The organism is Streptomyces sp. NPDC048462 (genome assembly GCF_043200175.1).
Taxonomy (GTDB): domain Bacteria; phylum Actinomycetota; class Actinomycetes; order Streptomycetales; family Streptomycetaceae; genus Streptomyces.
In genome coordinates this window covers 66938-91875 of the sequence record NZ_JBICXG010000009.1, presented here as the reverse complement: position 1 = coordinate 91875, position 24938 = coordinate 66938, and the positions used below count along the sequence as shown (strand labels likewise).

Annotated in this window: 19 protein-coding genes, 1 tRNA gene and 1 pseudogene; 3 read left to right on the top strand and 18 right to left on the bottom strand. The window is 72.1% G+C overall.

Features of this window, described 5'->3' with window-relative positions; genetic code table 11:
- Window positions 1–99: 99 nt before the first annotated feature.
- Window positions 100–171, top strand: a tRNA-Cys gene (locus ACGFU6_RS17395).
- Window positions 172–236: 65 nt separating this feature from the next.
- On the opposite strand, the gene ACGFU6_RS17390 is transcribed toward ACGFU6_RS17395, so the two are convergent.
- The gene (locus ACGFU6_RS17390; protein ID WP_393611680.1) at window positions 237–431 is read right to left on the bottom strand and encodes a hypothetical protein; all 195 of its coding nucleotides are present in this window, start codon (window positions 429–431) and stop codon (window positions 237–239) included.
- 376 nt (window positions 432–807) lie between these two features.
- On the opposite strand from ACGFU6_RS17390, the pseudogene ACGFU6_RS17385 reads away from it, so the two are divergent.
- A pseudogene (locus ACGFU6_RS17385) lies at window positions 808–1198 on the top strand (transposase); the annotation flags it as partial.
- 36 nt (window positions 1199–1234) lie between these two features.
- Here ACGFU6_RS17385 and ACGFU6_RS17380 read toward each other — a convergent pair.
- The 12 genes from ACGFU6_RS17380 to ACGFU6_RS17325 all read right to left on the bottom strand — a co-directional run bounded on the left by ACGFU6_RS17380 (window position 1235) and on the right by ACGFU6_RS17325 (window position 16634).
- Entirely contained in the window at window positions 1235–2647 is a 1413-nt protein-coding gene (locus ACGFU6_RS17380; protein ID WP_393611679.1) for a diaminopimelate decarboxylase, read from the bottom strand.
- 184 nt (window positions 2648–2831) lie between these two features.
- On the bottom strand, window positions 2832–4499 hold the full coding sequence (locus ACGFU6_RS17375) for a PucR family transcriptional regulator (protein ID WP_393611677.1): 1668 nt from the start codon (window positions 4497–4499) through the stop codon (window positions 2832–2834).
- 530 nt (window positions 4500–5029) lie between these two features.
- Window positions 5030–5329, bottom strand: coding sequence for a hypothetical protein (locus ACGFU6_RS17370; protein ID WP_393611676.1), 300 nt, complete (start codon window positions 5327–5329; stop codon window positions 5030–5032).
- Window positions 5330–5586: 257 nt separating this feature from the next.
- Window positions 5587–7932 carry a xanthine dehydrogenase family protein molybdopterin-binding subunit gene (locus ACGFU6_RS17365; protein WP_393611674.1) on the bottom strand — a complete coding sequence of 782 codons (2346 nt, stop codon included), beginning with the start codon at window positions 7930–7932 and terminating at the stop codon, window positions 5587–5589.
- Entirely contained in the window at window positions 7929–9557 is a 1629-nt protein-coding gene (locus ACGFU6_RS17360) for a 2Fe-2S iron-sulfur cluster-binding protein (RefSeq protein WP_393611673.1), read from the bottom strand. Before ACGFU6_RS17360 ends, ACGFU6_RS17365 begins: the two co-directional genes overlap by 4 nt.
- On the bottom strand, window positions 9554–10450 hold the full coding sequence (locus ACGFU6_RS17355) for an FAD binding domain-containing protein (RefSeq protein WP_393611671.1): 897 nt from the start codon (window positions 10448–10450) through the stop codon (window positions 9554–9556). Before ACGFU6_RS17355 ends, ACGFU6_RS17360 begins: the two co-directional genes overlap by 4 nt.
- A gap of 290 nt (window positions 10451–10740) precedes the next feature.
- Complete coding sequence (locus ACGFU6_RS17350; protein WP_393611670.1) at window positions 10741–12375, bottom strand: beta-N-acetylhexosaminidase; 1635 nt, start codon at window positions 12373–12375, stop codon at window positions 10741–10743.
- Between the two features lie 4 nt (window positions 12376–12379).
- Entirely contained in the window at window positions 12380–13228 is an 849-nt protein-coding gene (locus tag ACGFU6_RS17345) for a carbohydrate ABC transporter permease (protein WP_123525730.1), read from the bottom strand.
- Complete coding sequence (locus tag ACGFU6_RS17340; protein ID WP_393611669.1) at window positions 13225–14199, bottom strand: carbohydrate ABC transporter permease; 975 nt, start codon at window positions 14197–14199, stop codon at window positions 13225–13227. The genes ACGFU6_RS17345 and ACGFU6_RS17340 overlap by 4 nt, the downstream gene beginning before the upstream one ends.
- A gap of 2 nt (window positions 14200–14201) precedes the next feature.
- The gene (locus ACGFU6_RS17335; protein ID WP_393611668.1) at window positions 14202–15506 is read right to left on the bottom strand and encodes an extracellular solute-binding protein; all 1305 of its coding nucleotides are present in this window, start codon (window positions 15504–15506) and stop codon (window positions 14202–14204) included.
- A gap of 243 nt (window positions 15507–15749) precedes the next feature.
- Entirely contained in the window at window positions 15750–16043 is a 294-nt protein-coding gene (locus tag ACGFU6_RS17330; RefSeq protein ID WP_073723799.1) for a DUF3039 domain-containing protein, read from the bottom strand.
- A 30-nt stretch (window positions 16044–16073) separates the two neighbouring features.
- Window positions 16074–16634 (bottom strand): YqgE/AlgH family protein, encoded by a 561-nt coding sequence (locus ACGFU6_RS17325; RefSeq protein WP_393611667.1) that lies wholly within the window; start codon window positions 16632–16634, stop codon window positions 16074–16076.
- A 274-nt stretch (window positions 16635–16908) separates the two neighbouring features.
- On the opposite strand from ACGFU6_RS17325, the gene murA reads away from it, so the two are divergent.
- On the top strand, window positions 16909–18249 hold the full coding sequence (gene murA, locus ACGFU6_RS17320) for a UDP-N-acetylglucosamine 1-carboxyvinyltransferase (RefSeq protein ID WP_350996665.1): 1341 nt from the start codon (window positions 16909–16911) through the stop codon (window positions 18247–18249).
- 226 nt (window positions 18250–18475) lie between these two features.
- Here the strand turns inward: murA and ACGFU6_RS17315 are convergent, their stop codons facing one another.
- From ACGFU6_RS17315 to ACGFU6_RS17295, 5 genes are all read right to left on the bottom strand, one after another.
- Window positions 18476–18757 (bottom strand): HU family DNA-binding protein, encoded by a 282-nt coding sequence (locus ACGFU6_RS17315; RefSeq protein WP_003968811.1) that lies wholly within the window; start codon window positions 18755–18757, stop codon window positions 18476–18478.
- Window positions 18758–19098: 341 nt separating this feature from the next.
- Window positions 19099–20532: an NAD-dependent malic enzyme gene (locus ACGFU6_RS17310; RefSeq protein ID WP_393611666.1), complete on the bottom strand. Its 1434-nt coding sequence runs from the start codon at window positions 20530–20532 to the stop codon at window positions 19099–19101.
- Window positions 20533–21012: 480 nt separating this feature from the next.
- Entirely contained in the window at window positions 21013–23394 is a 2382-nt protein-coding gene (locus tag ACGFU6_RS17305; RefSeq protein WP_393611664.1) for a HelD family protein, read from the bottom strand.
- A 162-nt stretch (window positions 23395–23556) separates the two neighbouring features.
- Window positions 23557–24165, bottom strand: a complete 609-nt coding sequence (locus ACGFU6_RS17300) for a CGNR zinc finger domain-containing protein (RefSeq protein ID WP_393611662.1) — start codon at window positions 24163–24165, stop codon at window positions 23557–23559.
- A gap of 121 nt (window positions 24166–24286) precedes the next feature.
- Window positions 24287–24865, bottom strand: a complete 579-nt coding sequence (locus ACGFU6_RS17295; protein WP_393611660.1) for a GNAT family N-acetyltransferase — start codon at window positions 24863–24865, stop codon at window positions 24287–24289.
- Window positions 24866–24938: the final 73 nt, after the last annotated feature.

Here is a 24938-nt window from a genome sequence, read left to right as displayed (position 1 = left end):
GCCGTTCATGAACGCGGTGTGGCAGTCGCGTTGCGGGACGGCCCGTGCTCTTGGCGGCCGTTGCCACCAGCGCCTACGGTCGGGACCAGAACAACGCACGGCCGTGTGCCCGAGAGGCTCAGGGGCTCGACTGCAACTCGAGTTACACCGGTTCGATTCCGGTCACGGCCTCGGTATACGGAACCGCCCGCCCCCTCGTCCTGACGACGCGGGGGCGGGCGGTTCCATGTGACGGGTCAGTCGGTGAGCGGGGCGTCCGGAACCGGACGGCTGCCGCGCGCCCGGCGCACCGCGTAGGCGACGAGTACGGCGGCCAGGCTCCCGAGGCTGGTGAACAGCTGGGTGCGCTGGTCGCCGATGACGGCCATGGCCACCAGCACCGCGGCGAAGCCGGCCATCACCACCCAGGTCAGGTACGGGAACAGCCACATGCGCAGGGTCAGCCGCTCGGGCGCCTCGCGCTCCAGCCGGCGCCGAGGACGATCAGGACGGCGCTCGGGTCGAGTTCCTCGATGAAGGTGTTGTCCATGCCGCAGTGCGCGTCGTTGGCGGGGAGACGGCGCCCGGCGCGCCTTCCGTCCCGGGTCTTCGCAGGGGCCCCGGCCTTCAGGCCGGGCGGGAATACGATCTCGTGGCTGCTCTGGGGTGATGATCAGAGTGGACGTTCCTGCCGCTCGACGTACTGCCTGACGATGCTCAGCCCTGCCCCGCCTCAGGACCCCGCGAAGGAGGACGGGGACCAGGAACGGCCGTGCACGACTGCCCGGTCGGTGCGGCCGGTGAACTCCTGGCGCAGTTATCGGGAGGAGGCCCTTCCTCACCGACTCCAACGGCACCCACATCCCCAACCCGCGCCATGCCCGCAGGGCCGCCTGCGAACTGGAGGCCGCGCAGCGGGCCCTGTCCCGATTCCCACGCTGCAAAGCCAAGGACCGGACCCGTAACCATCAGCGGGCGGTGGAGAGGGTGGGGGGCCCTGCACGGCAAGGTGCGGCGTCAGCGGCTCGATCACGCGCACAAGACCGCGCTCACCCTGGTCCGCGCGCATGACTTCATCGCGCACGAAGACCTCAGGATCCGCAGCATGAGCAAGGCCCCCGCGCCGAGGCCCGACCCCGATACACCGGGTGTGTTTCTGCCGAACGGGGCGGCGGCCAAGGCCGGGCTGAACCGTTCGATCGCTGATGCCGGACAGGGCGAGGAGGAGTCACGTCGGCGGATATGAGGACGTGCTTCACCCCGCCACCTCCTTCTTCGGTGTCTGCTCCGGCCCCCGCGCGCACAGCGCCACGAGCGCGTCCGCGTGGGAGAGGCCACTCTCCTCGACGACTTCGCGCACGCTCTGGGCCTCGCGGACCATGGCGAGGCGGACCTGTCCGGCGGAATCCGCGCGATAACCGTACACGGCGGGTCTGGGCAGGGAGTTGTAGGAGAAGTGGGACGAGAAGTAGTACGCCCCGGTGTCGTACAGCGCCACCAGGTCCCCGGGCTCCACGGCCGGGAGTTCGCGGGCGCTCGCGGTCAGGTCACCGGCGAAGCAGCAGGGTCCGGCGATGTCCACGACCTGGAGCGGCCCCTCCTTGGGACGGCCCGCCGCGTCGAACACGCCGACGCGCAGGGGCCAGGAGTCCGGCATGAAGACGGTGCGGGTGGCCACCTGGGCACCGGCGTGGGTCACCGCGATCCGCCGGCCGCCGGCCGACTTGGTGTACTCGACGACCGATGCGATGGTGCCGCTCTTCGCCAGCAGCGAGCGGCCGAACTCGGTGACGAGGGTGTAGCGGCCGTCGAAGAGGCCGGGGGCGGCTGCGCGCAGTTCGCTGACGTAGTCGGTGTAGGTGGGGCGGTCGTCCTCACTGTCGAAGTTGACGGGCAGGCCGCCGCCGATGTCGAGGCCGGTGATCCGGGCCTGCCCCAGCTGCTTGTTGATCCGTTCCGCCAGTTCGTACGCGACGCCGACGCCCTGGGCGATGAGCGGCAGCGGACAGCCCTGGGAACCGACGTGTGCGTGCAGGCGGTTGAGCCAGGGGCGCGTGGTGAAGGCGTCGATCACCGCGTCGACGGCTCCCGGGTCGCGCAGCGCGACGCCGAACTTGGACGTCGCGGTGGCCGTGCTCATCGCGCCGATGGCACCGGCGCCGACCTGGGGGTTCACCCGCAGGCCGATGGGCCCGGCGGGCTCGCGGCCGGCCAGCAGCCGGTCGACGCGCTCCAGCTCCTGGAAGTTGTCCAGGTTGATCGCGATGCCGTGCTCCAGGGCGAACTCCAGCTCCTCGACCGTCTTCGCGGGGCTGTCGAACACCAGCCGGTCGTGGCTGAAGCCGGCGGCGAGGGCCTGTTCCAGCTCGCCGGGCGAGGCCACCTCGCAGCCCATACCGGCTTCGGCGAGCAGCCGGAGCACCGGCACCAGGCCGCAGGCCTTGGCCGCGAACGTGTGGTGGACGGTGGCCGGCCCCTGGAACGCCTCGTTCAGCGCGTCCACCGCGGCCAGCACCCCGTCGACGTCGAGCAGGCCGACCAGGGGCGATCCGGGGCCGAGCAGTCCGTCCTCGACGGCACGGGCGAGCGCCGCCTCACGGGCGCGCTTGCGCTGGGGGGCCGGACCGGAAGTCACCTGAACCACACTCCTACGTGATGGGTCGCTCATGCACCGCCCCCGTCGGACCGCGGGCTGTTGTGCTCAGCTTCGGGGTGCGGAGCCCGGCATGTCTTCGTCGTTCGGCACCAGGACCGCCCGGTTCGCGTGTCCGGCCCGACAAGGAAACGATCATGATGACGAAGACCGCCCGCCACCCGGCGGACCGGAACCGGAACCGGAACCAGTACCGGAATCAGGACCGCGGCCGGGCGGGCCCGAGGCGCAGTCCGATCTCCGCCAGCAGCCGCACGGCCGGGTCGGCCAGGTCGACGCCGAACAGCTCCCGGGCCCGGCGCAGCCGGTACCGCAGGGTATTGGGGTGCACGTTGAGCTGTCGCGCGGCGGCGGCCGTGTCGCCGAAGGCGTCGAGGTACGAGGCGACGGACTCGCCGTAACACGCACCGTGCGACCGGTCGTGCTCCAGCATCGCGTGCACCGGCCCCGCCGTCTCCGCCCACAGCGGCTCCACCCGGTCGAGCAGCCGCAGCACCGCCGCCTCGGCCGCGACCTCCTCGTACGACGCCACCGCCGACCCGGCCCCGGCAGGGGGCAGGCGCGCGGCACGCTCCCGGAGCACCCGCACCACCAGCTCCGCGGCGTCCCGGGACGCGGGCAGCTCCGCCAGGTCCGCCACCACGGGCCCGGCTCCGGCGAACACCACACCCCGGGGCACCGAACGGGCCGTCGCCAGCAGGGTGCGCGCGGGGTCCCGCTCGCCGTCCGAGGCCGGGACCAGGACGTACAGCCGCTGCCCGGACCGGGCGGTCACACACCCCGGGCGGTAGGCGGCGGCCCGCAGCGCCAGTACGTCAAGGACCCGCTGCACCCGCTGCCCGGCGTCACCCGGCGCGGGTTCCGGGCCGTCGTGGGCCTCCGCCACCAGCACGGCGTACGGCCGGCCCCGGACGATCCCCACGTCGTGCGCCGGCTGCCCGCTGCCCGCCAGGAGTGCGTGCACCGAACCCTCGCGCGCCCACGCCGCCGCCCGGCCCCAGGTCCGGTGGTGCGACAGGTGCGGGACCGCGGCGCGGGCGGCCGTGCGCAGCGCCGCCACCGCGTCCTCGGCCGGCGGCCGCCCGTCGGCCGCCGCCCAGATCGAGCCGAGCACCTCGGAGCCGTGCCGCACCGCGACGGCCAGCCGCTCGGCGTACCGCTCGTCGGCGGGGAGCCGCACCACGTCGTCGGTGTTCCAGAGCGCCTGGAAGAAGCCGCTCTCGCGCAGTTCGACGACGCGCCAGCGGGGCACCTCCTGGCCGAGGATCGTGAGCCGGCGCATCGGATCGGGCTCGTGGTCCATCCGCGAATAGGCGAGCACCCGCGACTGCGGGTCCTCGATGGTGATCGCGCCGCCGACGAGGTCAGCCACGGTGTTGGCGAGACCCGACAGGTCCCCCAGCCGCAGCCCGTCCACCCCGGCCGCACCCCCGGACCGGTCCGGGACGCTGTGCACCAGCGCCGTCCGCAGCTGCCCGAGCACCTCGGTCCAGCCCTGCCCGGCCCGCCGGGTCAGCAACGCCGTACGCCCGCGCTCCGCCGCCTCCAGCAACGCCGCCCGAGGCCCCCGTGCACCGCGCCGCATCACCACGGCCGCCGCCCCGGCACGGTCGGCGGCGCGCAGCACGTCGACGGCCTCGGGCGAGGCGACCTCCACCCCGACCGCGAGCAGCACCAGCCCGGTGGCCGCCCAGACGTCCTCGTCCCGCTCCTCACCCGGGTCGTGCAGCACCACGTCGGACACCGGTACGCCGGTGCCGAGGGGTGCAGCGACGACGTCGAGCGTCCCGGCGGCGATCAGCGCGAGGAGCTGCGCCAGCGTGGGGCCGCCCTGATCGGCGGCGCGTTCCGTCTCGGAGAGGTGCATCCGCCCATGGTCGCCCCACGCCGCCGGGGCCTGCCATGCCCCCGGTCACTACGGGGCAGCGCTCCGGGCTACTTCCGACGCGGGTCGCCGGAGAACCAGAAGTCCGAATGCTCCCGCGGCATCAGTTCCTCCGTCTTCGGCCCCCCGGCCGGCCAGGCGTCCCCGTTGGATAGGTCATCGGGGAGTCATCGGCACAGCCGAGTCCTGCCGTGACGAAGACGTTGCCGATACTGCCGACTTCCAGGGTGACGACGAGTCCATCGGCGGAAGTGGCCCGGATCCTTGGCATGACCGTTCGGAGTCGACGTCGAAATCCCGGACGCCCTGCTGCTTCCAATATCGCTGGACCTGTTCCAACAACTCGCCGCGACGTTGCTCGGAGACCACAGTGAGGATGTTGCGGCTGCGGGAGATGGTCGTGGTGCCGGTCGGTCTGCCGACGACTTTGTAACCGGCGTCCGTGGCGTCCGCGACCGCGTCCGCGAGTCGGCCCCGGTAGGTGGCGAGCGCTTCACCGGAATGGCTTGGCATCACGGAGCTCCGAGACCCGCATGCTCAGTACCCACCGTTCGCCGAGTAGAGGCCCGGTGGGCTGACGCCTGGAGCGTAGGACCGAGGAACGCCTTCCGGCGCTCCTGGTCCTCGTGGGTGAAGCCCTTGGCGGAGCTACCGACCGCGTCCGCCGTGCTTCCCACCATGCCCGCCAATGAACGCAGCGCCTTCGTCCACGCCTCCATGCAGTCGTCGATCGCCTGGGCTGCCTGGAAACCGGCCAGTCCGCCGACAGCCGCGTCCGTCGGCGTGAACAGGACTTTGATGTCTTCCGGCATGTCGTGGGCAACCTTGCCGGCGGCCTCGCTCGCCTTGTGCACCTCGTGCGAATCGATCCAGAACCCCCCGCGCCGCACCGCCGATCAGTGTGGCCACGTGCGCCCCTTACTCGCTGGTGACCGCAGATTAACCAACGGTCACACCTGGAGCCTGAGTACGCGTACTCAGGCCCGGGGAAGAGCCGTCCCGGAGCACCCGATCCGGTTCAGCTCACAGCGCGTCGGGGCGCCCAAGGGTCACACCATCCGTACGTGGCTCAGGACCCGGCCGCCGCCACCGCTGCCTGGGGCCTGATCGGGAGGCGGTTGATCGGGCGGCCGGTGGCCGAGCGGACCGCGGCGGCCACGGCTGCCGGGGAGGTCACCACGGGGACCGCCGAGGCTGGCTTGGCGCCGAACGGGGCCACCACGTCGCGTTCCTCGACGAGCCTGACGATGCGGATGTCCGGCGCGTCCAGGGAGGTCGGCAGGGCGTAGCCGGTGAGGTCGGGGTGGCGGATCAGGCCGCGGGCGGTGCGGAGGTTCTCCGTCAGGGCGGTGCCGATGCCCTGGGTGACGCCCGCCTCGATCCGGGTCGCCAGCTGGGACGGGTTGAGGACCCGGCCGACGTCCTGGGCCACGGCCATCTCCACGACACGGACCGAGCCGAGCTCGATGTCGACGTCGACGACCGCGCGGATCGCGCAGAAGGCGAGGCCCACGAAGGCGTCGCCCTGGCCGGACTCGTCGAGCGGCTCGGTGGGATGCGGGCGGCACTGGGCGGTGGCCCAGAGTTCCTTGCCGTCCATCGCCTCGGTGACGGTCGTGGAGAGCACCCCGTCATAGCTGGTGATCTTGCCGTCGGCGATCTGGAGCAGCTCGGTCGACATGCCGAACTTGTGGGCCAGCGGCTGGAGCAGCTGGGTGCGGACCATCTTCGCCGCGCGTTCGACCGCTCCGGCGGAGACCCAGGTGTGACGGCCGTGCGTGGCCGGTCCCGCCGGGGGCTGGTCGGTGTCGACGGAGGCCACGTGGACCTCCTCGATGCCCAGGGTCTCCTGGACGACCTGGCGGGCCAGCGTAGAGAAGCCCTGCCCCGTCTCGACGGCGGCGCAGATGACGGTGGCGACCCCGTCGTGGACCCGGACGGTGGCCGTGGAGACCTCGTCGGTGCCCTCGGCGCCGAGCATGTGGACCATGCCCAGCGCGTAGCCGACCCCGCGCCGCACCGCGCCGGGTTCGCCGGCGCCCTCCGGGCCGCCCGGGAGCAGCCAGTCGTCCTCCGGGGAGTCCTTGGGGAGCGAGGGCAGCGGGAAGTCCCGTACCGAGCGCAGGAGTTCGGCCACGGGGGCCGGGCAGGTCACGGTCTGTCCGGTGGGCAGGATGTCGCCGGTGGATAGGGTGTTGCGCAGCCGCAGTTCGGCCGGGTCGATGCCGAGCTTGCCGGCCAGCTTGTCCATCTGGCCCTCGTACGCGGCACAGACCTGCATCGCGCCCTCGCCGCGGACGTGGCCGGACGGCGGGTTGTTCGTACGGACGGCCCAGCCCTCGATGAAGGCGTGCGGGACGACGTAGGGGCCGCAGGCGAACGCGACGGCGGCGGCCAGCGACTCGGACGAGTCGTCGGCGTACGCGCCCGCGTCGAGGAGGATCTGCGCCTCGACCTTCACCAGGCGGCCCTCGGCGTCCGCGTGGTGGCGGTAGCGGAGCAGCGTCGGGTGGCGGTGCGCGTGGCCGAGGAAGGACTCCTCGCGGGTGGCGGCCAGTTTGACCGGGCAGCCGGTGCGCAGGGCGAGCAGCCCCAACGGGAGCTGGAATCCGGGGTCCTCGCGGTCGCCGGTGGCGCCGGGGACGCCGGTCACGACGACCTTCACCCGGTCCGGTTCGAGGCCGAAGCAGGCGGCGGCGAGGTCGCGGTCGGTGTGCGGGTCGGTGGAGGCGGTGTAGATCTCGACGCCGCCGTCGGGGCGGGGTACGGCGAGCCCGGCCTCGGCGCCGATGGGCGCCGGGTCCTGGCGGCCGATGCGGTACAGGCCCTCGACGATGACCTCGCCCACGATCTCCGGGTCGCCGTAGCGCAGCGGGATGTGGCGGATCAGGTTGCCGTCGGGGTGCAGGGGTTCGGCGGCGAAGGCCTTCTCCGGGTCGGTGACCGGTTCCAGTACCTCGTACTCGACGGCGATGGCGGCGGCGGCCAGCCGGGCCGTGTCGGGGTGGTCGGCGGCGACGGCGGCGATCGGCTCGCCGTGGTGGCGGACCAGGTCGGAGGCGAAGACCGGGCGGTCCACGACGCGGCGTCCGTAGGCGCTCTCGCCGGGGACGTCCTCGTGGGTGACGACCGCGCGCACGCCCGGCATTTCGAGGGCGGCGGAGGTGTCGATCGACAGGATGCGGGCATGGGGGTGCGGGGAGCGGAGGACCGCCGCCCAGAGCAGTCCCTCGGCCCACAGGTCGGCGGCGTACGGGAAGGTGCCCTCGGTCTTGGGACGGGCGTCGGCCGGCGGCAGCGAGGCGCCGAGGCCGAACATCGGCTGCTCGCCCTCGGGGCCGTCGGGTCCGTCCAGTGAGGGGATGCTGATCGCCGTGTGGGTCGCGCCGGCCGCGGTGGCTGCGTCGTTGCTCACGCCATGCCTCCGTCCTGCAGATGGGCCTGCACACTACCCGCGCCGGGGGCTGCCTGGTGCGGGATGCGGGCCCCGTCCTGTTCCGCGTCGTGCTCCGCGGCGTCCGGTGCGGGCGCGGAGGCCGCCTCACGGCCCGCGATGACCTCGTTCACGGCGTCGAGCACGCCCCGGTAGCCGGAGCAGCGGCAGAGGTTGCCGCAGAGCGCCTGGCGGGTCTCCAGTTCGCTGGGGGCGTGGTTGCCCTCCAGCAGGTCGTGGACGGTCATCGCCATTCCGGGGATGCAGAAGCCGCACTGGACGGCGCCGCAGTCGGCGAGGGCCCGCTGGACGTCGGACGGTTCGCCGTCGACGGCCAGGCCCTCGACGGTACGGACCTCGCTGCCCGCCGCGGTGGCCGCGGGGACCAGGCAGGAGGCGACGAGCCGGCCGTCCACCTGGACGTTGCAGGCACCGCATTCACCCTGCGAGCAGCCGTCCTTGGCTCCGGCGAGGCCGAGGCGCTCGCGCAGCACGTAGAGCAGCGACTCGCCGATCCAGGCGTCGGTGACGGGCCGGTCGACGCCGTTCACGTGCAGCGCGTACGAGGCGGAGGGGTGCTCGCTGGGCAGGTCGAGCCGGGGGGCCGGAGCCGCGTCGAGGGCGTCGGGGTCGGTGTCGGGCGCGGTGACGTCGAGATCGGTGTCCGTGGCTTCGGGAGCCGGGTCAGCGTCCGCCGGGGCGAGGTCCGTCGCGTCGGGCTCCGTCGCGGCATCGTCCGTGTCCCCGGTGTCCGGCGCATCCTCTGCAGCCGGCTCGGCGTCCGGTCCGGCCGGGCCGGGGTGCTCCATGGCGGGAGCGTCGGAGAGTGGGGGGATGTCGGGGACCGCGGGCTGCGAGGCGTCCTGGTGGGGCGCGTCCGGCGGGACCTCGTGCGTGTCCTCGGGCCCGTCCCCCGCCGCCGCGGTGTCCGGCGCTTCAGGTGCCGTGCCGTGGTCCGTCCCCTGCGGCGGTGCGCTGTCCCCGGCCCCGGGTTCCGGCTCGCGGGTCGCCCAGGGGGCGGGTGCGCCACCGGGCAGGGTGGCCGGCGGGGTCCGGTCGGCGTACCAGCCGGCGGCAAGCGCGGAGGCCGAGAACTCGCCGGACTCCTCCGGGAGATCGCCGTCGGCGACCGGGATCTGCCACTGGCCGGTGTGCCCCGCGGGTTCCGCGGACTCGGCGGACTCCGCGAAGTTCCACTGGCCGGTCTCGGCCCGGTCCTCGCGGTACCGGTCCGGGTACTGCTCCCCGGGCGGCTGCGGCTGGTACGGGGTCTGCGGGTATCCGTACGGCGCCTGCTGCTGGTTCGGGTCGGGCCAGTGCACCGCCTCGGGGGCGGGCTGCTCCGCGTCGGTGCCGTGGTCCGGCCGGTCCTGCCGGCTCGGCGTCTGGACGACCCAGCTGCCGGTGGCCGCGGGGTCGAGCCCGGCGGCCGGGGTCAGCGGCAGGATCATCGGCGGTACGTAGCCCTGGCCGGGGGCGGCCAGCGGGATGTTCGCCAGGTCCTCCGGCGGCAGGTGGACGAAGGCGGTCGCCTCGGCGTCGTAGTCGCCGCTCTGGGGGATCGGCTCCCACCCCCCGTGCTGTTCGGTGTGGTCCTCGTTGCTCACGACAGTGCCCTCCCCAGCGCGCGTCGGGCCAGCGCGGCGACGGTGCGCCGCAGGTGCAGTACGGCGGGGGACAGCGGTGGCGCCTGACCCCCGTCGGCGGGCGGTGGCTCGTCCGGGATGCACGCCGCGGCGACGTACTCGCCGAAGGCGGCCAGCGCGTCGGGCGCCAGGCCCCGTTCGCCGTCCCAGTCGATCAGCGAGGCGATCCAGCGTTCGGCCTCCAGCGGCCGCAGCGGCATCGGCGCGATGGCGCCGACCGCGCAGCGCACGCCGCGCCGGGCCGGGTCGAGGACGATCGCGACGGAGGCGGTGGCGCGGCCGGGGCCGGTGCGGCCGGTGGCCTTGAGGAAGACCTGCGGGGCGTGCAGCAGCGGTACCCGGACGAAGCCGATGAGTTCGGCGGGCTCCAGCATCTCGCGGCCGGCCAGCAGGTGCGAGACCGGGATCTCGCGGCGGGCGCCGTCCGGGCCCGCGATGACCAGCTCGGCCTCCAGCGCGGCCAGGACCGGCAGGGCGTCGCCGGTCGGGGCCGCGGTGGCGATGTTGCCGCCGAGCGTCCCGGCGTTGCGGATCTGGGGCGGGCCCGCGGCGCGCGCGGAGGCGGCCAGGGCCGGGATGAGGGCGGCGAAGTCGGGGCGCCCCATGCGGGCGTGGGTGAGACCGGCGCCCAGGAGAGCGTGGCCGTCCTGGTAGTGCCAGCCGCGGAGTTCACTGATCCGGCCGAGGCCGACCAGCCCGGAGGGGCGCAGGAGGCCCCTGTTGACGGCCGACATCAGGTCCGTGCCGCCCGCCACGGGGACGGCGGCAGGCATGGCGCCGAGTGCCGCCACTGCCTCGTCCAGCGAGGCAGGCAGTGTGACGGACTGCGTCGCCTGCGGTGCTTGCGTGGTCAACCCAGCTGCCCCTTCCCGGTGTCCCGGCTGTCCCGTCTGTTTCGCCGTACGGTACGTGCTCAAAGCCTGGACGTGGCAACTCTGGCACATCTTCGGACCGGCCCGACGCGAGGGTCCGCGAAGGGAGTATCCGTCCCTGGCCAGGGTGATGATCCCGATTCGCACCTCTTCGGAGCAGAGTGCGAATTGCCACTATTCAGCGAGCTTGTACGGCTTATGCCGTTCCACGGGAGGGTTGAACGGAAGAGTTCTGGACGGGAGAGTCCGCGAGGACCGGGAAGGGGGAGGTCTCACACGTTCGGGGGTGTTCCCTCCAGCGGGCGGCCGAGGATGCCGGGCCGCCGCTGCCACGGCAACGGGCCGTCCGCCGGCCGGTAGTCGACGCCCAGCGCGTCCAGCCGCGCGTAGTGCGTGGCCATCCGGCGCTCGAAGTCGGCGAAGTCCCGGTCCGCGGAGGCGGGCAGGGCCGACCAGGCGACCTCCGCGAAGGCGGCCAGCCGCGGGAAGACCTGGTAGTCGACCCGGGCCCGGTTCTGCATGACCTCGGTCCAGACGTTGGCCTGGGTGCCGAGGACGTGCCGGGCCGCATCGTCGGAGAGGCCCGGCGGCACGGGTTCAAAGCGGTAGACGTCCTCCAGGGTGCGCACGTATCCGATCGGCATCGGCTCGTCGGGGCCGCCGTGCTGACGGTGGTCCAGGTAGACCTGCTGCTCGGGGCACATGACGACGTCGTGCCCGGCCTCGGCGGCGGCGATGCCCCCCGCGTAGCCGCGCCACGAGGAGACGGCCGCGCCCTCGGCGAGCCCGCCCTCCAGGATCTCGTCCCAGCCGATGAGGCGGCGCCCCCGCGCGGTGAGCCAGCCGTCGAAGTGCCGGATGAACCAGGACTGCAGCTCGTCCTCGTCGGCCAGGCCCAGCTCCTTGATACGGGCCTGGGCGGCGGGCGACGCCTTCCACTGGTCCTTGGGGCACTCGTCGCCGCCGACGTGGATGAACGGCGAGGTGGCGGCCGGGAAGAGTTCGAGGACCTCCTCGAAGACGCCCTCGAAGAAGCGCAGTGCCTGCTCCGTGGGGGCGAGCACGTTCGGGCTGACGCCCCAGTCGCCCCAGACGGAGAGGGCGCCGGTGTCGATGACGTCGGTGTTGCCGAGCTCCGGGTAGGCGGTGATGGTCGCCTGCGAGTGGCCCGGGATGTCGATCTCGGGGACGACCCGGATGTGCCGGGCCGCGGCGTACGCCACGATCTCGCGGATGTCGTCCTGGGTGTAGAAGCCGCCGTGCGGGGTCTCGTCCCAGAGTTCGGAGGCCCGGTGCCCGTGCTTGGTGCGCGAGCGCCAGGAGGCGGTCTCGGTCAGGCGCGGGTAGCGCTTGATCTCGACGCGCCAGCCCTGGTCGTCGGTGAGGTGGAAGTGGAAGACGTTCAGCTTGTGCGCGGCGAGGAGGTCGAGGTAGCGCAGGACGTCGGTCTTGGGCATGAAGTGCCGTGCCACGTCGAGCATCATGCCGCGCCACGGGAAGCGCGGGCCGTCCTCGATGTCGGTGAACCCGAAGCCGGGACGGGCGCCGTCGTCGACGGGCGCCCGGCGGAACGCCTGCGGGCCCAGCAGCTGACGCAGCGTCTGGGCGCCCCAGAAGACCCCGGCGGGGCTGCCGCCGGTGATCGCGACGCTGTTGCCCGGCAGGGTGGTCAGCCGGTACTCCTCGGGCCCCAGGGCCGGGTCGGTCAGCAGCCGGACGGACTGCTCGGCGCCCTCGGCGCCCGGTGCGAGGGACAGGCCGAAGGCGGCGCCGAGGGTGGCGCGCAGCCAGCGTTCGGTGGTCTCGGTGCCGGGGCCGGCCGTGATGGTGGTGGCCGGGTCCAGGACGAATCCGCACCTGCCCCGGCCGCCGGCGCGCACGGGTGCCGGGATCAGTTCCATGTCCATGACGTCAGTCCTTAACCGCTCCGCCCAGCCCCGAGACCAGACGTCGCTGTACGAGTACGAAGAAGACCAGCACGGGAACGGTCATCACCGTCGAGGCTGCCATGATCCCTCCCCAGTCGTTCTCATCGGGTTTGAAGAAGACCAGCAGCGCCATCGGGAGCGTCGACTGGGAGGTGTCGCTGATGATGAACGACTTCGCGAAGAGGAAGTCGTTCCAGGTCGAGATGAACGAGAAGACGCTGGTCGCCACCAGCCCCGGGAAGACCAGCGGGAAGAGGATCTGCCACAGGAAGCGGGCCCGGCTCGCCCCGTCGATGTACGCGGCCTCCTCCAGCGCGTCCGGGACGGCCTTGACGAAGCCGCGCAGCATCCAGATCGCGAACGGCAGCGAGAACGCCAGGTGCGGCAGGATCAGCGAACCGAGCGTGTTCAGCTGGCCGAAGTCCCGCATCAGGAAGAACAGCGGGATCGTCAGCGCCTCGACCGGCACCATCTGCGCGACCAGGAACATGATCAGCAGGGTGGTGCGGAAGCGGAACCGGAACCGGGTCACCGCCGTCGCCGCCAGGAAGGCGATCAGCGCGGAGACGATGACGACCGTGCCGGCGACGAGCAGGCTGTTGAGGAAGTAGCGCCCGAAGTCCTGCTGCTGGAAGACCCGGCGGAAGGAGTCCAGGGACGGCGACAGCGTCCAGGGCCTGGGGTGCGCGGACTGGACCTCCCCGGCCGGCTTGAAGGCCGAGAGCACCATCCAGTACAGCGGGAAGGCCACGGCGGCGGCGATCAGCAGCGCCGCGGCCTCGGCGGCGAGCCGGCCGGGCCGGCGGACGCGCGACAGGGACGGCAGGCTCACAGTTCCTCCCCCTGGCGCCTCACCAGGCGCAGATAGACCAGCGTGACCGCGAGCAGGATCACCAGCATCACGACGCCGATCGCCGAGCCGAGGCTGTACTGCGAGGACGCGAACGCCTTCTGGTAGGCGTACACGTTGAGCACCAGGTTCTGGCCGGCGATGCCGCCGCCGTTGGTCATGACGTAGATCTGCGTGAAGACCTTGAAGTCCCAGATGATCGACTGGATGGTGACGACGATCAGGATCGGCCGCAGCATCGGTGCCATGACCGACCGCCAGATCCGCCACTGCGAGGCGCCGTCCAGCGCCGCCGCCTCCAGCACCTCGGTGGGGATCGCCCGGATGCCCGCGTACACGGTGACCATCACGAACGGGAACGAGCACCACAGCACTTCGAGGAGCACCAGCGCGAAGGCGCTGTAGCGCCCGTACGTCCAGGAGAAGTCACCGAGCCCCAGTACCCGGTTGACGGGTCCGAAGTCGGCGTCGAAGAGGAAGACCCAGACGGTGGAGCCGGTGATCGCCGGGGTCGCCCAGGCGCCGAGCGCGGCCATCATCAGGGCGAGCCTCGGCAGGGCCCGGACCCGGGTCAGCAGGACGGCCAGCGCGCAGCCGACCAGCAGGGTGGCCAGCACGCACAGGCCCGCAAAGACCACGGTGGCCGCGAGGACCTGCCAGAACTGACTGTCGTGGAAGAGCGTCGCGTAGTTGCCGAACCCCTGGAAGGTGGTCGGTTCGCCGCCGCTGACCTGGGCCTGGGTGTACTCCAGGAAGGAGATCAGGCCGAGTTGGTAGATCGGGTAGACCAGCAGCCCGCCCAGCAGGACGAGCGCGGGCAGGAGGTAGAGCCAGGGGGTCCAGCCGGACCGCCGGGCCGGGGAGACCGAGGGGCGGCGCCGGCGCGGACGGGGAGTGACCCCGCCCGCACCGGGTACGCCCGGCGCCTTGTACGCCGTGCTGTTCGCCGTCATCGTCAGCCCGCGGCGGCGAACGCGGCGTCCATCTTCTTCGCCGCGTCGTCCGAGGCGCCGGCCACGTCCTTACGGCCGCTGACGATCTCCTGGAACATCGTCGGCAGGATCAACGAGGAGTCGATCTGGCCCCAGGCCGCCGACGCGGGGACGAACTTGGCGCCCGCGCTGAGCGTCTTGACGAACGGTTCGACGAACGGCTCCTTCTTCGCTGCCGCGTCCAGCACGTCCGTGTACGTGGGCAGGAAGCCCATCGCGTCGAACATCTTCGCCTGGGTCTCCTTGCCGGTCAGCGACTTCATCAGGTCGACGGCGAGGGTGCGGTGCTTGCTGCTCTTGAGTACGCCGATGTTGTTGCCGCCCGCGAACGCCGGGGCGACGGAGCCCTCGGCGACGCCGGGCAGCGGCACGACCGCGTACTTGCCCTTCACGGTGCCCGCCTCGACGGCCGCGTGGCTGAAGTCGCCGCCGATGGCCATGGCGGCCTTGCCGGAGGCGAAGGCGGTGACGGTCGCGTTGCCGCCCATGGCCGCGCACTTGGCGGCCGGGCAGTTGGTGTCACCGAAGAGCGAGGTGTAGGCGGTGATGCCCTTGCGGGCCTTCTCGCTGTTGATGGCCGCCTTGTACGAGGTCCCGCCGCCCTCGGCGAGTTCGCCGCCGTTGCCCCAGATGAACGGCATCGCGCCGTAGGTGTACGCGCCGCCCACCGCGAGGCCGTAGAGGTCCGGCTTCTTCTTGTGGATCTTCTTGGCGGTGGAGATCAGCTCCGCCTGGGACTTGGGCGCCCCGATGCCGAGGTCCTTGAAGACGTCGGTGCGGTAGTACAGCGCCCGGACGCCGACGAAGAGCGGGGCGCCGTAGATCTTGCCGTCGACCGTCACGGACTGCTTGGCCGTCGGGTCGGTGTCCTTGGCGTCCGCCCAGGCGGCGAACTCCTCGCTGACATCGGCCAGTCCGCCGTCCTTCACGTAGCCGGCGGTATCGGTGTTGCCGTACTCGATCAGGTCGGGGGCGCTCTTGGGGTCGTTGAACGCGGCCTTGACGCGCTGGGCGCGGGTGTCGACGGGTATGTACTCGATCTCGACCTTCGCGCCCTCGTGGGCCTTCCGGAAGCCCGCGACCGCGGCGTCGACGACCTTCTCCTTGGGCTTGTTGCCCACCTCCTGGAACAGCCAGACGCGCAGGGTGCCGGTCTTCTCGTCCCCCTTGGCACCGGTGTCGGAGGTCTGCGGCGCGCAGGCGGTGGCGGTGAGTCCCGCCAGCACAAGCGCCGCAGCCGGGGCGGCAATTCGGGCAGAAAGCTTCATCCGGGACCCCTACCGGTAGGCGTTGCAGCATGCGCAACGCGCGTTTCGTTCTGCACAACTTGCAGGAGGGTAGGTCTAGACGAAGTCGCCGACAAGTGGTCTCAACCACTCTGTGACCCGGGGAAGCAGCCCGTGCAACGCGGCCGGTGCGACGCGGCCCGCCCCGGACGGCAAAGAGCCCCCGGGGCACGCGGCAGCGTGCCCCGGGGGCTCTTCCGGGCAGGTCGGTTCTGCTGGTGCGGACTACTTCTTGTCCTTGCCGCCCTTGCCCTTGTCCTTGTCGCCGCCGGCGCCCATGGATTCGTAGATCTCCTTGCACATGGGGCACACCGGGTACTTCTTGGGGTCGCGCCCCGGCACCCAGACCTTGCCGCACAGCGCCACCACGGGGGTGCCCTCCAGGGCACTCGCCATGATCTTGTCCTTCTGGACGTAATGGGCGTAGCGCTCGTGGTCGCCGTCGCCGTTCGACACCTGTGGCGTCGGCTCCACGAGGGTTCCCGTACCTGCCCCGCGATCGGGCTCAAGAGTGCTCATAACCGCCAAGCGTACTGAAAGCCCGGGGGATCAGTTCAGCGAAGGGTCGTCCGGGTAGGTGGCGACCATGGCCAGTTCGCTGCGCTGACGGCGCAGGACGGCCCTCCAGAGGCTCTCCGGCCGCGGGGACGAGACGTCCCCGGGCTCCGACTCGACGACGTACCAGGCGCCCTCGGAGAGTTCCGCCTCCAGCTGTCCGGGCCCCCAGCCGGCGTATCCGGCGAAGATCCGCAGCGAGCCCAGGGCCGGGGCCAGCAGCTCGGGCGGCGCCTCCAGGTCCACCAGGCCGATCGCCCCGTACACCCGGCGCCAGCCGAGGGGACCCTCGTCGCCGGGGATCACCGCGACGCCCAGCGCGGAGTCCAGGGAGACCGGACCGCCCTGGAAGACGACACCGGGTTCACCGGCCAGACCGGCCCAGGAGGTGAGGATGTCGGCGACGCCGACCGGGGTCGGGCGGTTGAGGACAACACCGAGCGAGCCCTCCTCGTCGTGGTCGAGGAGCAGCACCACCGCGCGGTCGAAATTCGGGTCCGCCAGGGCGGGTGCGGCCACGAGCAGCCGCCCTGTGAGCGAGGACACCTCGGTCATGCCAGAAATGATCCCGCATCTTCGGCTTTCGCGGGGGCCAAGTGGCCCGGCCGCCGCCCCGGGTGCCCGAGCGCAGCTCAGGGCGCACGGGTGCACGAGGAGCGCACGGCCGGGCCCCCATCCGGACGGTGACCCTCCGCAAGATTCAGGAAGCGGAGCGTGTTGTGGCGGATTCATGACGTTCGCGCACCCCCCGCTTTCTTACGGAAGGGGGGCGCGTGGCCATTACCCTTTCGATTGGCCCCCTGCCCGACCACTCCGGAACGCGAGATTCATGACCGGCACAGACGATGTCCTGCTTGTCCACGGCGGAACCCCGCTGGAGGGCGAGATCCGCGTCCGAGGCGCCAAGAACCTGGTGCCGAAGGCAATGGTCGCCGCGCTGCTCGGCAGCGGGCCCAGCCGACTGCGCAACGTCCCCGACATCCGCGACGTGCGGGTGGTGCGCGGACTCCTCCAGCTGCACGGCGTGACCGTCCGTCCGGGTGACGAACCGGGCGAGCTGATCCTTGACCCCACCCACGTCGAGAGCGCGAACGTCGCCGACATCGACGCCCACGCGGGCTCGTCGCGCATCCCGATCCTCTTCTGCGGCCCGCTGCTGCACCGGCTGGGCCACGCGTTCATTCCCGGGCTCGGCGGCTGCGACATCGGCGGCCGGCCCATCGACTTCCACTTCGACGTGCTGCGCCAGTTCGGTGCCACGATCGAGAAGCGGGCCGACGGCCAGTACCTGGAGGCCCCGCAGCGGCTGCGCGGCACCAAGATCCGGCTGCCGTACCCGTCGGTGGGCTCCACCGAGCAGGTGCTGCTGACGGCCGTGCTGGCCGAGGGCGTCACCGAGCTGTCCAACGCGGCCGTCGAGCCGGAGATCGAGGACCTCATCTGCGTACTGCAGAAGATGGGCGCGATCATCTCCATGGACACCGACCGGACCATCCGGATCACCGGTGTGGACCGCCTGGACGGCTACACCCACCGGGCCATCCCGGACCGCCTGGAGGCCGCCTCCTGGGCGTCCGCGGCGCTGGCGACCGAGGGCAACATCTACGTCCACGGGGCGCAGCAGCGCTCGATGATGACGTTCCTGAACACCTTCCGCCGGGTCGGCGGGGCCTTCGAGATCGACGACGAGGGCATCCGGTTCTGGCATCCGGGCGGCGCGCTGAACGCCATCGCGCTGGAGACGGACGTGCACCCCGGTTTCCAGACCGACTGGCAGCAGCCGCTGGTCGTGGCGCTGACGCAGGCCGCAGGCCTGTCGATCGTCCACGAGACGGTGTACGAGTCGCGGCTCGGCTTCACCTCTGCGCTCAACCAGATGGGCGCGCACATCCAGCTCTACCGCGAGTGCCTGGGCGGTTCGGACTGCCGCTTCGGCCAGCGCAACTTCCTGCACTCCGCGGTCGTCTCCGGCCCGACGAAGCTGCAGGGCGCGGATCTGGTCATCCCGGACCTGCGCGGCGGTTTCTCGTACCTGATCGCCGCCCTGGCGGCGCAGGGGACGTCCCGGGTGCACGGGATCGACCTGATCAACCGCGGTTACGAGAACTTCATGGACAAGCTGGAGAAGCTCGGCGCGAAGGTGGAGCTGCCGGGCGGTTCACTCGTCTGAGCGGCGCGGCAGGGCACGGCCGGGGCCGGTTCCCGGGGGCGAAGGCCTCCGGGAACCGGCCCCGGTGCGTTCGGGCGGCTGCCGGACGGCATGCGCGGGCGCCTGTGGAGCCGGACGGAATCGGCCCGTGTGCCCCAGAAGGCACAGAACGGCCCTTCTGCGGCGCGAACGCCGCAGGGCGGCCACCCTTGGTCGGGGTGACCGCCCTGCGTCGTACAAAGGGGTGTTACTTGCCCTTGGCGGCTTCCTTGAGCTTCGAGCCCGCGGAGACCTTCACGCTGTAGCCGGCCGGGATGTTGATCGGGTCGCCGGTCTGCGGGTTACGAGCGGTGCGAGCGGCACGGTGGGTGCGCTCGAAGGTCAGGAAACCGGGAATGGTGACCTTCTCGTCGCCCTTGGCGACGATCTCACCGACGGTCTCGGCGAGCGCGGCCAGCACTGCGTCGGCGTCCTTGCGAGTCACCTCGGCGCGGTCGGCCAGGGCGGCCACCAGCTCACTGCGGTTCATGTTGTTACTCCCGTGTTCTTCTTGCCTGTGAGGCGTGAGATCGAAGCCGATGCTGCCAGGGCACTCGGACAGTCCCCGACTCGGGTCCGTGTGAGAACCCTCGCGCCCCGTGGGGTCTCCCCCCGGACCAAGTCCTTGGGAAAGCATCCTGCCCCCACCTGCGGCGGGAAAGCCAATCCGGCACCCTCCGGAGTCACACGAAAAGCGCCACTGCCTCGTCGTGGTGACGTTCCGTCGACTCCCCGAAAGCGGTCCGCAGCGGGTGCGGGACTCTGCGGGACGCGTCGCCCGCCCACCCTAAAGGGGCGTTTGGGGCGCCGCGACCCGCGACGCGCCGGACATCAGACGGACGTGGGACCCGTCACAGCCGCGCCGGCCGCCTTGGCGGCGTCCCGGACGGCTCCGGCGACCGCTCCGGCGACCTTGTCGTTGAAGACCGACGGGATGATGTAGTTCGCGTTCACCTCGTCCTCGGCGACGACATCGGCGAGGGCGCGCGCGGCGGCGAGCATCATCTCCGTGTTGACGGTGCGGGACTGGGCGTCCAGCAGTCCGCGGAAGACGCCGGGGAAGACCAGGACGTTGTTGATCTGGTTGGGGAAGTCGGAGCGGCCGGTGGCCACGACGGCCGCCGTCTCGCGGGCGACCGAGGGGTCGACCTCGGGGTCCGGGTTCGCGAGCGCGAACACGATCGCACCGTCCGCCATCGCCGCCACGTCGGTCCCGTCCAGGACGTTCGGGGCCGAGACGCCGATGAAGACGTCGGCGCCGACGACGGCCTCCTTGAGGGTGCCGGTGACGGACTCCGGGTTGGTGTTGTCCGCGATCCAGCGCAGCGGCGAGTCGGCGTCGGCGGAGACCAGGTCCTCGCGGCCGGCGTGCACCACTCCGTGGATGTCGGCGACGACCGCGTGCTTGACGCCCGCGGCGAGCAGGAGCTTCAGGATGGCCGTACCGGCCGCTCCGGCGCCGGACATGACGACCCGTACGTCCCCGATGGCCTTGCCCACCACGCGCAGCGCGTTGGTCAGCGAGGCGAGCACGACGATGGCGGTGCCGTGCTGGTCGTCGTGGAAGACCGGGATGTCCAGGGCCTCGCGCAGCCGGGCCTCGATCTCGAAGCAGCGCGGCGCGGAGATGTCCTCCAGGTTGATGCCCGCGAAGCCGGGGGCGATCGCACGGACGATCGCGACGATTTCGTCGGTGTTCTGGGTGTCCAGGCAGATCGGCCAGGCGTCGATGCCGGCGAACCGCTTGAAGAGGGCCGCCTTGCCCTCCATCACCGGGAGCGCGGCCATCGGGCCGATGTTGCCGAGGCCGAGCACCGCGGAGCCGTCCGTCACGACTGCGACGGAGTTTCGCTTGATGGTGAGCCGGCGGGCGTCCTCGGGGTTCTCCGCGATCGCCATGCAGACCCGGGCCACACCGGGGGTGTAGATCATCGAGAGGTCGTCACGGTTGCGGATGGGGTGCTTCGACGCCATCTCGATCTTGCCGCCGAGGTGCATCAGGAACGTACGGTCGGACACCTTGCCGAGGACGACGCCGTCGATGTCGCGCAGACCTTCGACGATCTCGTCGGCGTGCGAGGTGGAGGAAGCCGCGATCGTGACGTCGATCCGGAGCTTGTCGTGGCCGGAAGCGGTCACATCGAGGCCGGTGACCGAACCACCGGAGGACTCCACGGCCGTGGTGAGCTGGGAGACCGCTGTGCCGCTCGCGGGCACCTCCAGCCTGACCGTCATCGAGTACGAGACGCTGGGCGCCGTTGCCATGGCCGAGTCCTTCGCTTTCCTTAGCTTCATTGCTACGCGGCCGGGTCCGCCAACAGGAACAGTCCCGCACACGCCTTCAGATATTCGCACCTACCGGTGGGTAGCCGGTAATGACTGCCGCACTTCGGAAAGTAGTTTCCACCATACGAGATATGAGGGCTCCAGCGGAACCCCTCACGGGTCACCGTCGGGGGCCGCCTCCCGAAGCCCGTGGACCCGTAAACAGAACTCGTGGACCCGTAAACAGAAACAGACCCGCGCCACCGGGGGGTGACGCGGGTCTGTCTTCTTCGGTTGAGCGGCACCGGCCCGCCATGCTCGCCTCGCGGCAAGTGGTCGCTCGAAGCGACTAAGGTTGGGCCCGGGGGCTTGGATCGAGCCGATGCCGACTCCAGGCTAACAAACACCCCGGAGAAGTGATTCCCGCAGTGCGGGTTGACCCGGAAAAGGCTCCCGGCCCGCAGCCGCGGCGGCGGTGCGTCAGTCCCTCAGCAGGTCCGGCACCCCGTCCTCGTCGGGCAGGTCCCGCTCCCCCGAGACGACCGTGAGCTGCTGCGTCGCCCGCGTCAACGCGACGTACAGCACCCGCAGCCCCGCCGGGGACTCGTCCGCGATCTCCGCGGGCGAGACGACCACCGTGGCGTCGTACTCCAGCCCCTTGGCCTCCAGGCTGCCGAGCGCGACCACCCGCTCACCGAGCTCCGCGAGCCACTTGCGGGCCTGCGCACGCCGGTTCATCGCGACGACGACGCCGACGGTGCCGTCCACCTCGCCCAGCAGCCGCCGCGCCTCCTCGCGCACGGTTTCGGCCAGATCGCCGTCCCGTACGGTCTCGAAGCGCGGCCGGACGCCCGTGGAGCGGACGGCGGCCGGTGACTCCATGCCGGGCATCGCGAGCGCGAGGACCTTGGCGGCGAGTTCGGCGATCTCCGCCGGGTTGCGGTAGTTGACGGTCAGGGTGAAGCGGCGGCGCGGCCGGTTGCCGAGCGCCTCGTCACGCGCGGCGGCCGCCTCGTCCGGGTCGGACCAGGAGGACTGGGCCGGGTCCCCGACGATCGTCCAGGTGGCGTGCCGGCCCCGGCGGCCGACCATCCGCCACTGCATGGGCGTGAGGTCCTGCGCCTCGTCGACAATGACGTGCGCGTACTCCGTGCGCTCCGCCGCGAGCCGCTCGGCCCGCTCCCACTGGGTCTCCTCCCGCTGCGGCATCAGCTCCTCCAGACCGGTGAGCTGGTCCAGCGGGTCGAACTCCCGTTTGCGCTTGGGCCGGTTCGGGGTGCCGATCAGATGCTGCAACTCGTCCAGCATCGCCACGTCGTGGACCGACAGCGGCCCGCTCCCCGCGCTGTCGAGGCGCTTCAGGGAGCGCGCGAGCCGGCGCACCTCGCCCTGGTTGAGGGTCCGGCGCGCCCAGCGGGCGAGCCGCTTCTCGTCGGACATCGCGGCGAGCACCCCGCGCGGGGTGAGCTCGGGCCACCAGGCGTTCAGGAACTCGATGAACGGCGTCTCGGTGGAGACGTCCTCGTCGAACGACGAGCGCAGCTCGGCGGCCAGCTCCTGATCCGTGTAGCGGCCCCGGCCGGACGACCTGCTCCACAGCGCGTCCAGCAGCAGTTTGCGGGCGCGCGGGCGCAGCAGGTTGACCGGTGCGGTGCCGCTGAGGACGTTGTTCCGGATGCGCCGGAGCTCGTCCTCGTTCAGCTCGACCCGGGCGCCGAAGGCGACCACCCGCAGCCGGGTGGGCGTGGCGGCCTCCTGCGGGGCCTCCTCCGCGTCCCCGAACGCCAGCTGGCCCGCGTCCTCGGCGGGCGGCCGGACCACCGGCTGCTCCAGCGCCCCGCGGGCCGCCTTGCGCAGCACGTGCAGGATCCGGGAGGAGCCCTTGATCCGGGCGACGGCCGGTTCGTCGTAGGTGGTGGCGCCCTGGATGCCCGCCGCCTCGTCGGACAGCGAGCCGACGGCGCGGATCGCGACCTGGCCCTCCTCGCCGAGCGAGGGCAGCACCCCTTCGGTGTAGGCGACCAGCAGCGGCGTCGGGGAGACGACGAGGATGCCGCCCGCGTACCGCCGCCGGTCCTGGTAGAGCAGGTAGGCGGCCCGGTGCAGGGCGACCGCGGTCTTGCCCGTGCCGGGGCCGCCGGAGACCTCGGTGACCGAGGCGGCGGGCGCCCGGATCACCAGGTCCTGCTCGGCCTGGATGGAGGAGACGATGTCCCGCATGGTGTGGCTGCGGGCCTGTCCGAGCGCCGCCATCAGCGCCCCGTCCCCGACGACGGCGAGCTTCTCGCCGCCCAGGTGCCCGGTCAGCTCGGGGCGCATCAGGTCGTCCTCGACGCCGAGGACCCGGCGGCCCTTGGAGCGGATGACCCGGCGGCGTACCACCCGGCCCGGTTCCTTCGGCGTGGACCGGTAGAAGGGTGCGGCGGCCGGCGCCCGCCAGTCGATGACCAGTGGCGCGTAGTCGGAGTCGAGGACCCCGATCCGGCCGATGTGCAGCGTCTCCGCGATATCGGCGGTGCTGTCCTCCCGTACTGCGTCGTCGGCCGGCTCCACGGAGGTGAACGCGCCGTCGGGGCCGCGCTCGCCGTCCTTGCCGAGCAGCAGGTCGATCCTCCCGAAGAGGAAGTCCTCGAACTCACTGTTCAGCCGGTTGAGGTGGATTCCGGCCCGGAACACCTGGGCGTCGCGTTCGGCGAGTGCTCCCGGTGTCCCGACCTGGCCGCGTTTGACGGCATCACTCATGAGAAATTCCGCCTCGTGGATCTTCTCCTCAAGGCGGTGGTACACACGGTCGAGATGTTCCTGCTCGACACCGATTTCCCGGTCCCGCAACGAATCGACAGCGGCATCCTGCGCGGCCACCGAGACCCCCTTCTGACGTGCATTGGGCAGCCGTCAACCCTATGCGACGCGGGGCCCGTCGCGCACCTGCCACGAGCATGTGATCTTGCCGGGTCCGTGCCGGGTCCGCCGGGCCCGCGCGCCCGCGCCGGCACCGGGCGGTCCGGCCGGGCCCCCGGGAGGTCAGGGCGCCGCGGGCCGCCCGGCCGGGTCCGCGTTGCGCCGCCGGTGCCGGGCGACCCGTTCACGGTTGCCGCACACCTCGCTGGAGCACCAGCGCCTGCGCCGCCCGCGCGAGGTGTCCAGGTAGATCCGGCGGCAGTTGTCGCCCTCGCAGCGGCGCAGCCCGCCCAGGGCCACCGGGTCGGTCAGCAGCTCCACCGCGTCGCGGGCCACGGTGGCGAGCAGTGCCCGGCAGTCGGGTTCGGCGCCGAGCCCGCGCACCAGGGCGCCGCTCCCGGTGCGCACGGCGCGCACGGCGGGCGGCGCCCCGGCGGCGAGCGCGTTGACGCGCTCCAGGGCGCCCTCGGCCGCGCGCCCGCCGAGCTGCGCGGTCAGCAGCCGGTCGACGGCGGTCCTCAGCTGACGGAAGAGCAGCAGCCAGCTGTGGTCCACAGCGGCGAGCCTGGTGCCCTGCGGTACGGCTCCGGAGGCCGTCAGCCAGTGGACGAGCCGCTCGGGCAGGTCCAGCGGGTCGGGGGCGTCGGCGCTGCCGGCCCCGGTCGCCACCAGGTCGAGGCAGAGCCGCCCGGCGTCGAACCGCCAGTCGCACGATCCCTTGCGCGTTGCCATGCGCATGCCACCGCCTTGGGTCCGGCCGACGTCCACCCAAGAGTGCCCGTCCCGCACCCCGCCCGTAACCCCTGCCGCCACCCGGACACCGCGCGGGCGGCGGCGGGCGGGCCCGGAACGCTCAGGTGCCGGAGGGTGCCCCGGTGACCGGGCCGTCGTGCAGGATGCGCTGGAAGAGCCGGTGGTCGCGCCAGTCGCCGTTGATGTGCATGTAGCGCGGGGCCAGCGCGAACTCCTCGAAGCCGCATTTGGCGAGCACCCGCTGCGACGCGACGTTGTCCAGCAGCGTTCCCGCCTGGACGCGGTGCAGCCCCAGCTCGTCCCGGGCCAGGTCGCAGATGAGCCGCACCGCGGTGGTGGCCAGGCCCCGGCCCGCGCACTCGACGTCCACCCAGTAGCCGAGCGAGGCGCTGCGGAACGACCCGAGCACGATGGCGTCGAGGGTGAATCCGCCGACCGCCCGGTCCTCCTCGTCCGCCAGCACCCAGGGCATCACGCGCCCGGCCTCGCGGTCGGCCAGCAGCCCGGCCAGCCGCTCGCGCTGCCCCTGCTCGGTGTAGAAGGCATCGGGGCGCCGGGGCTCCCAGGCACTCATGTACGTACGGCTGCGGGTCAGCGCCGCGGCGAGGGAGGCGGCGTCGGATCCGGTGGCGGGACGGAGCCGTATCTCCGTGTCGAGCCGGTGGATGTCATTGATCATCCCAGCACGGTAACCCGGCACCGCCTCGGCCGTCCCGGGACCTCGCACCGCCTTTGGACGCCCGCGTATGGAG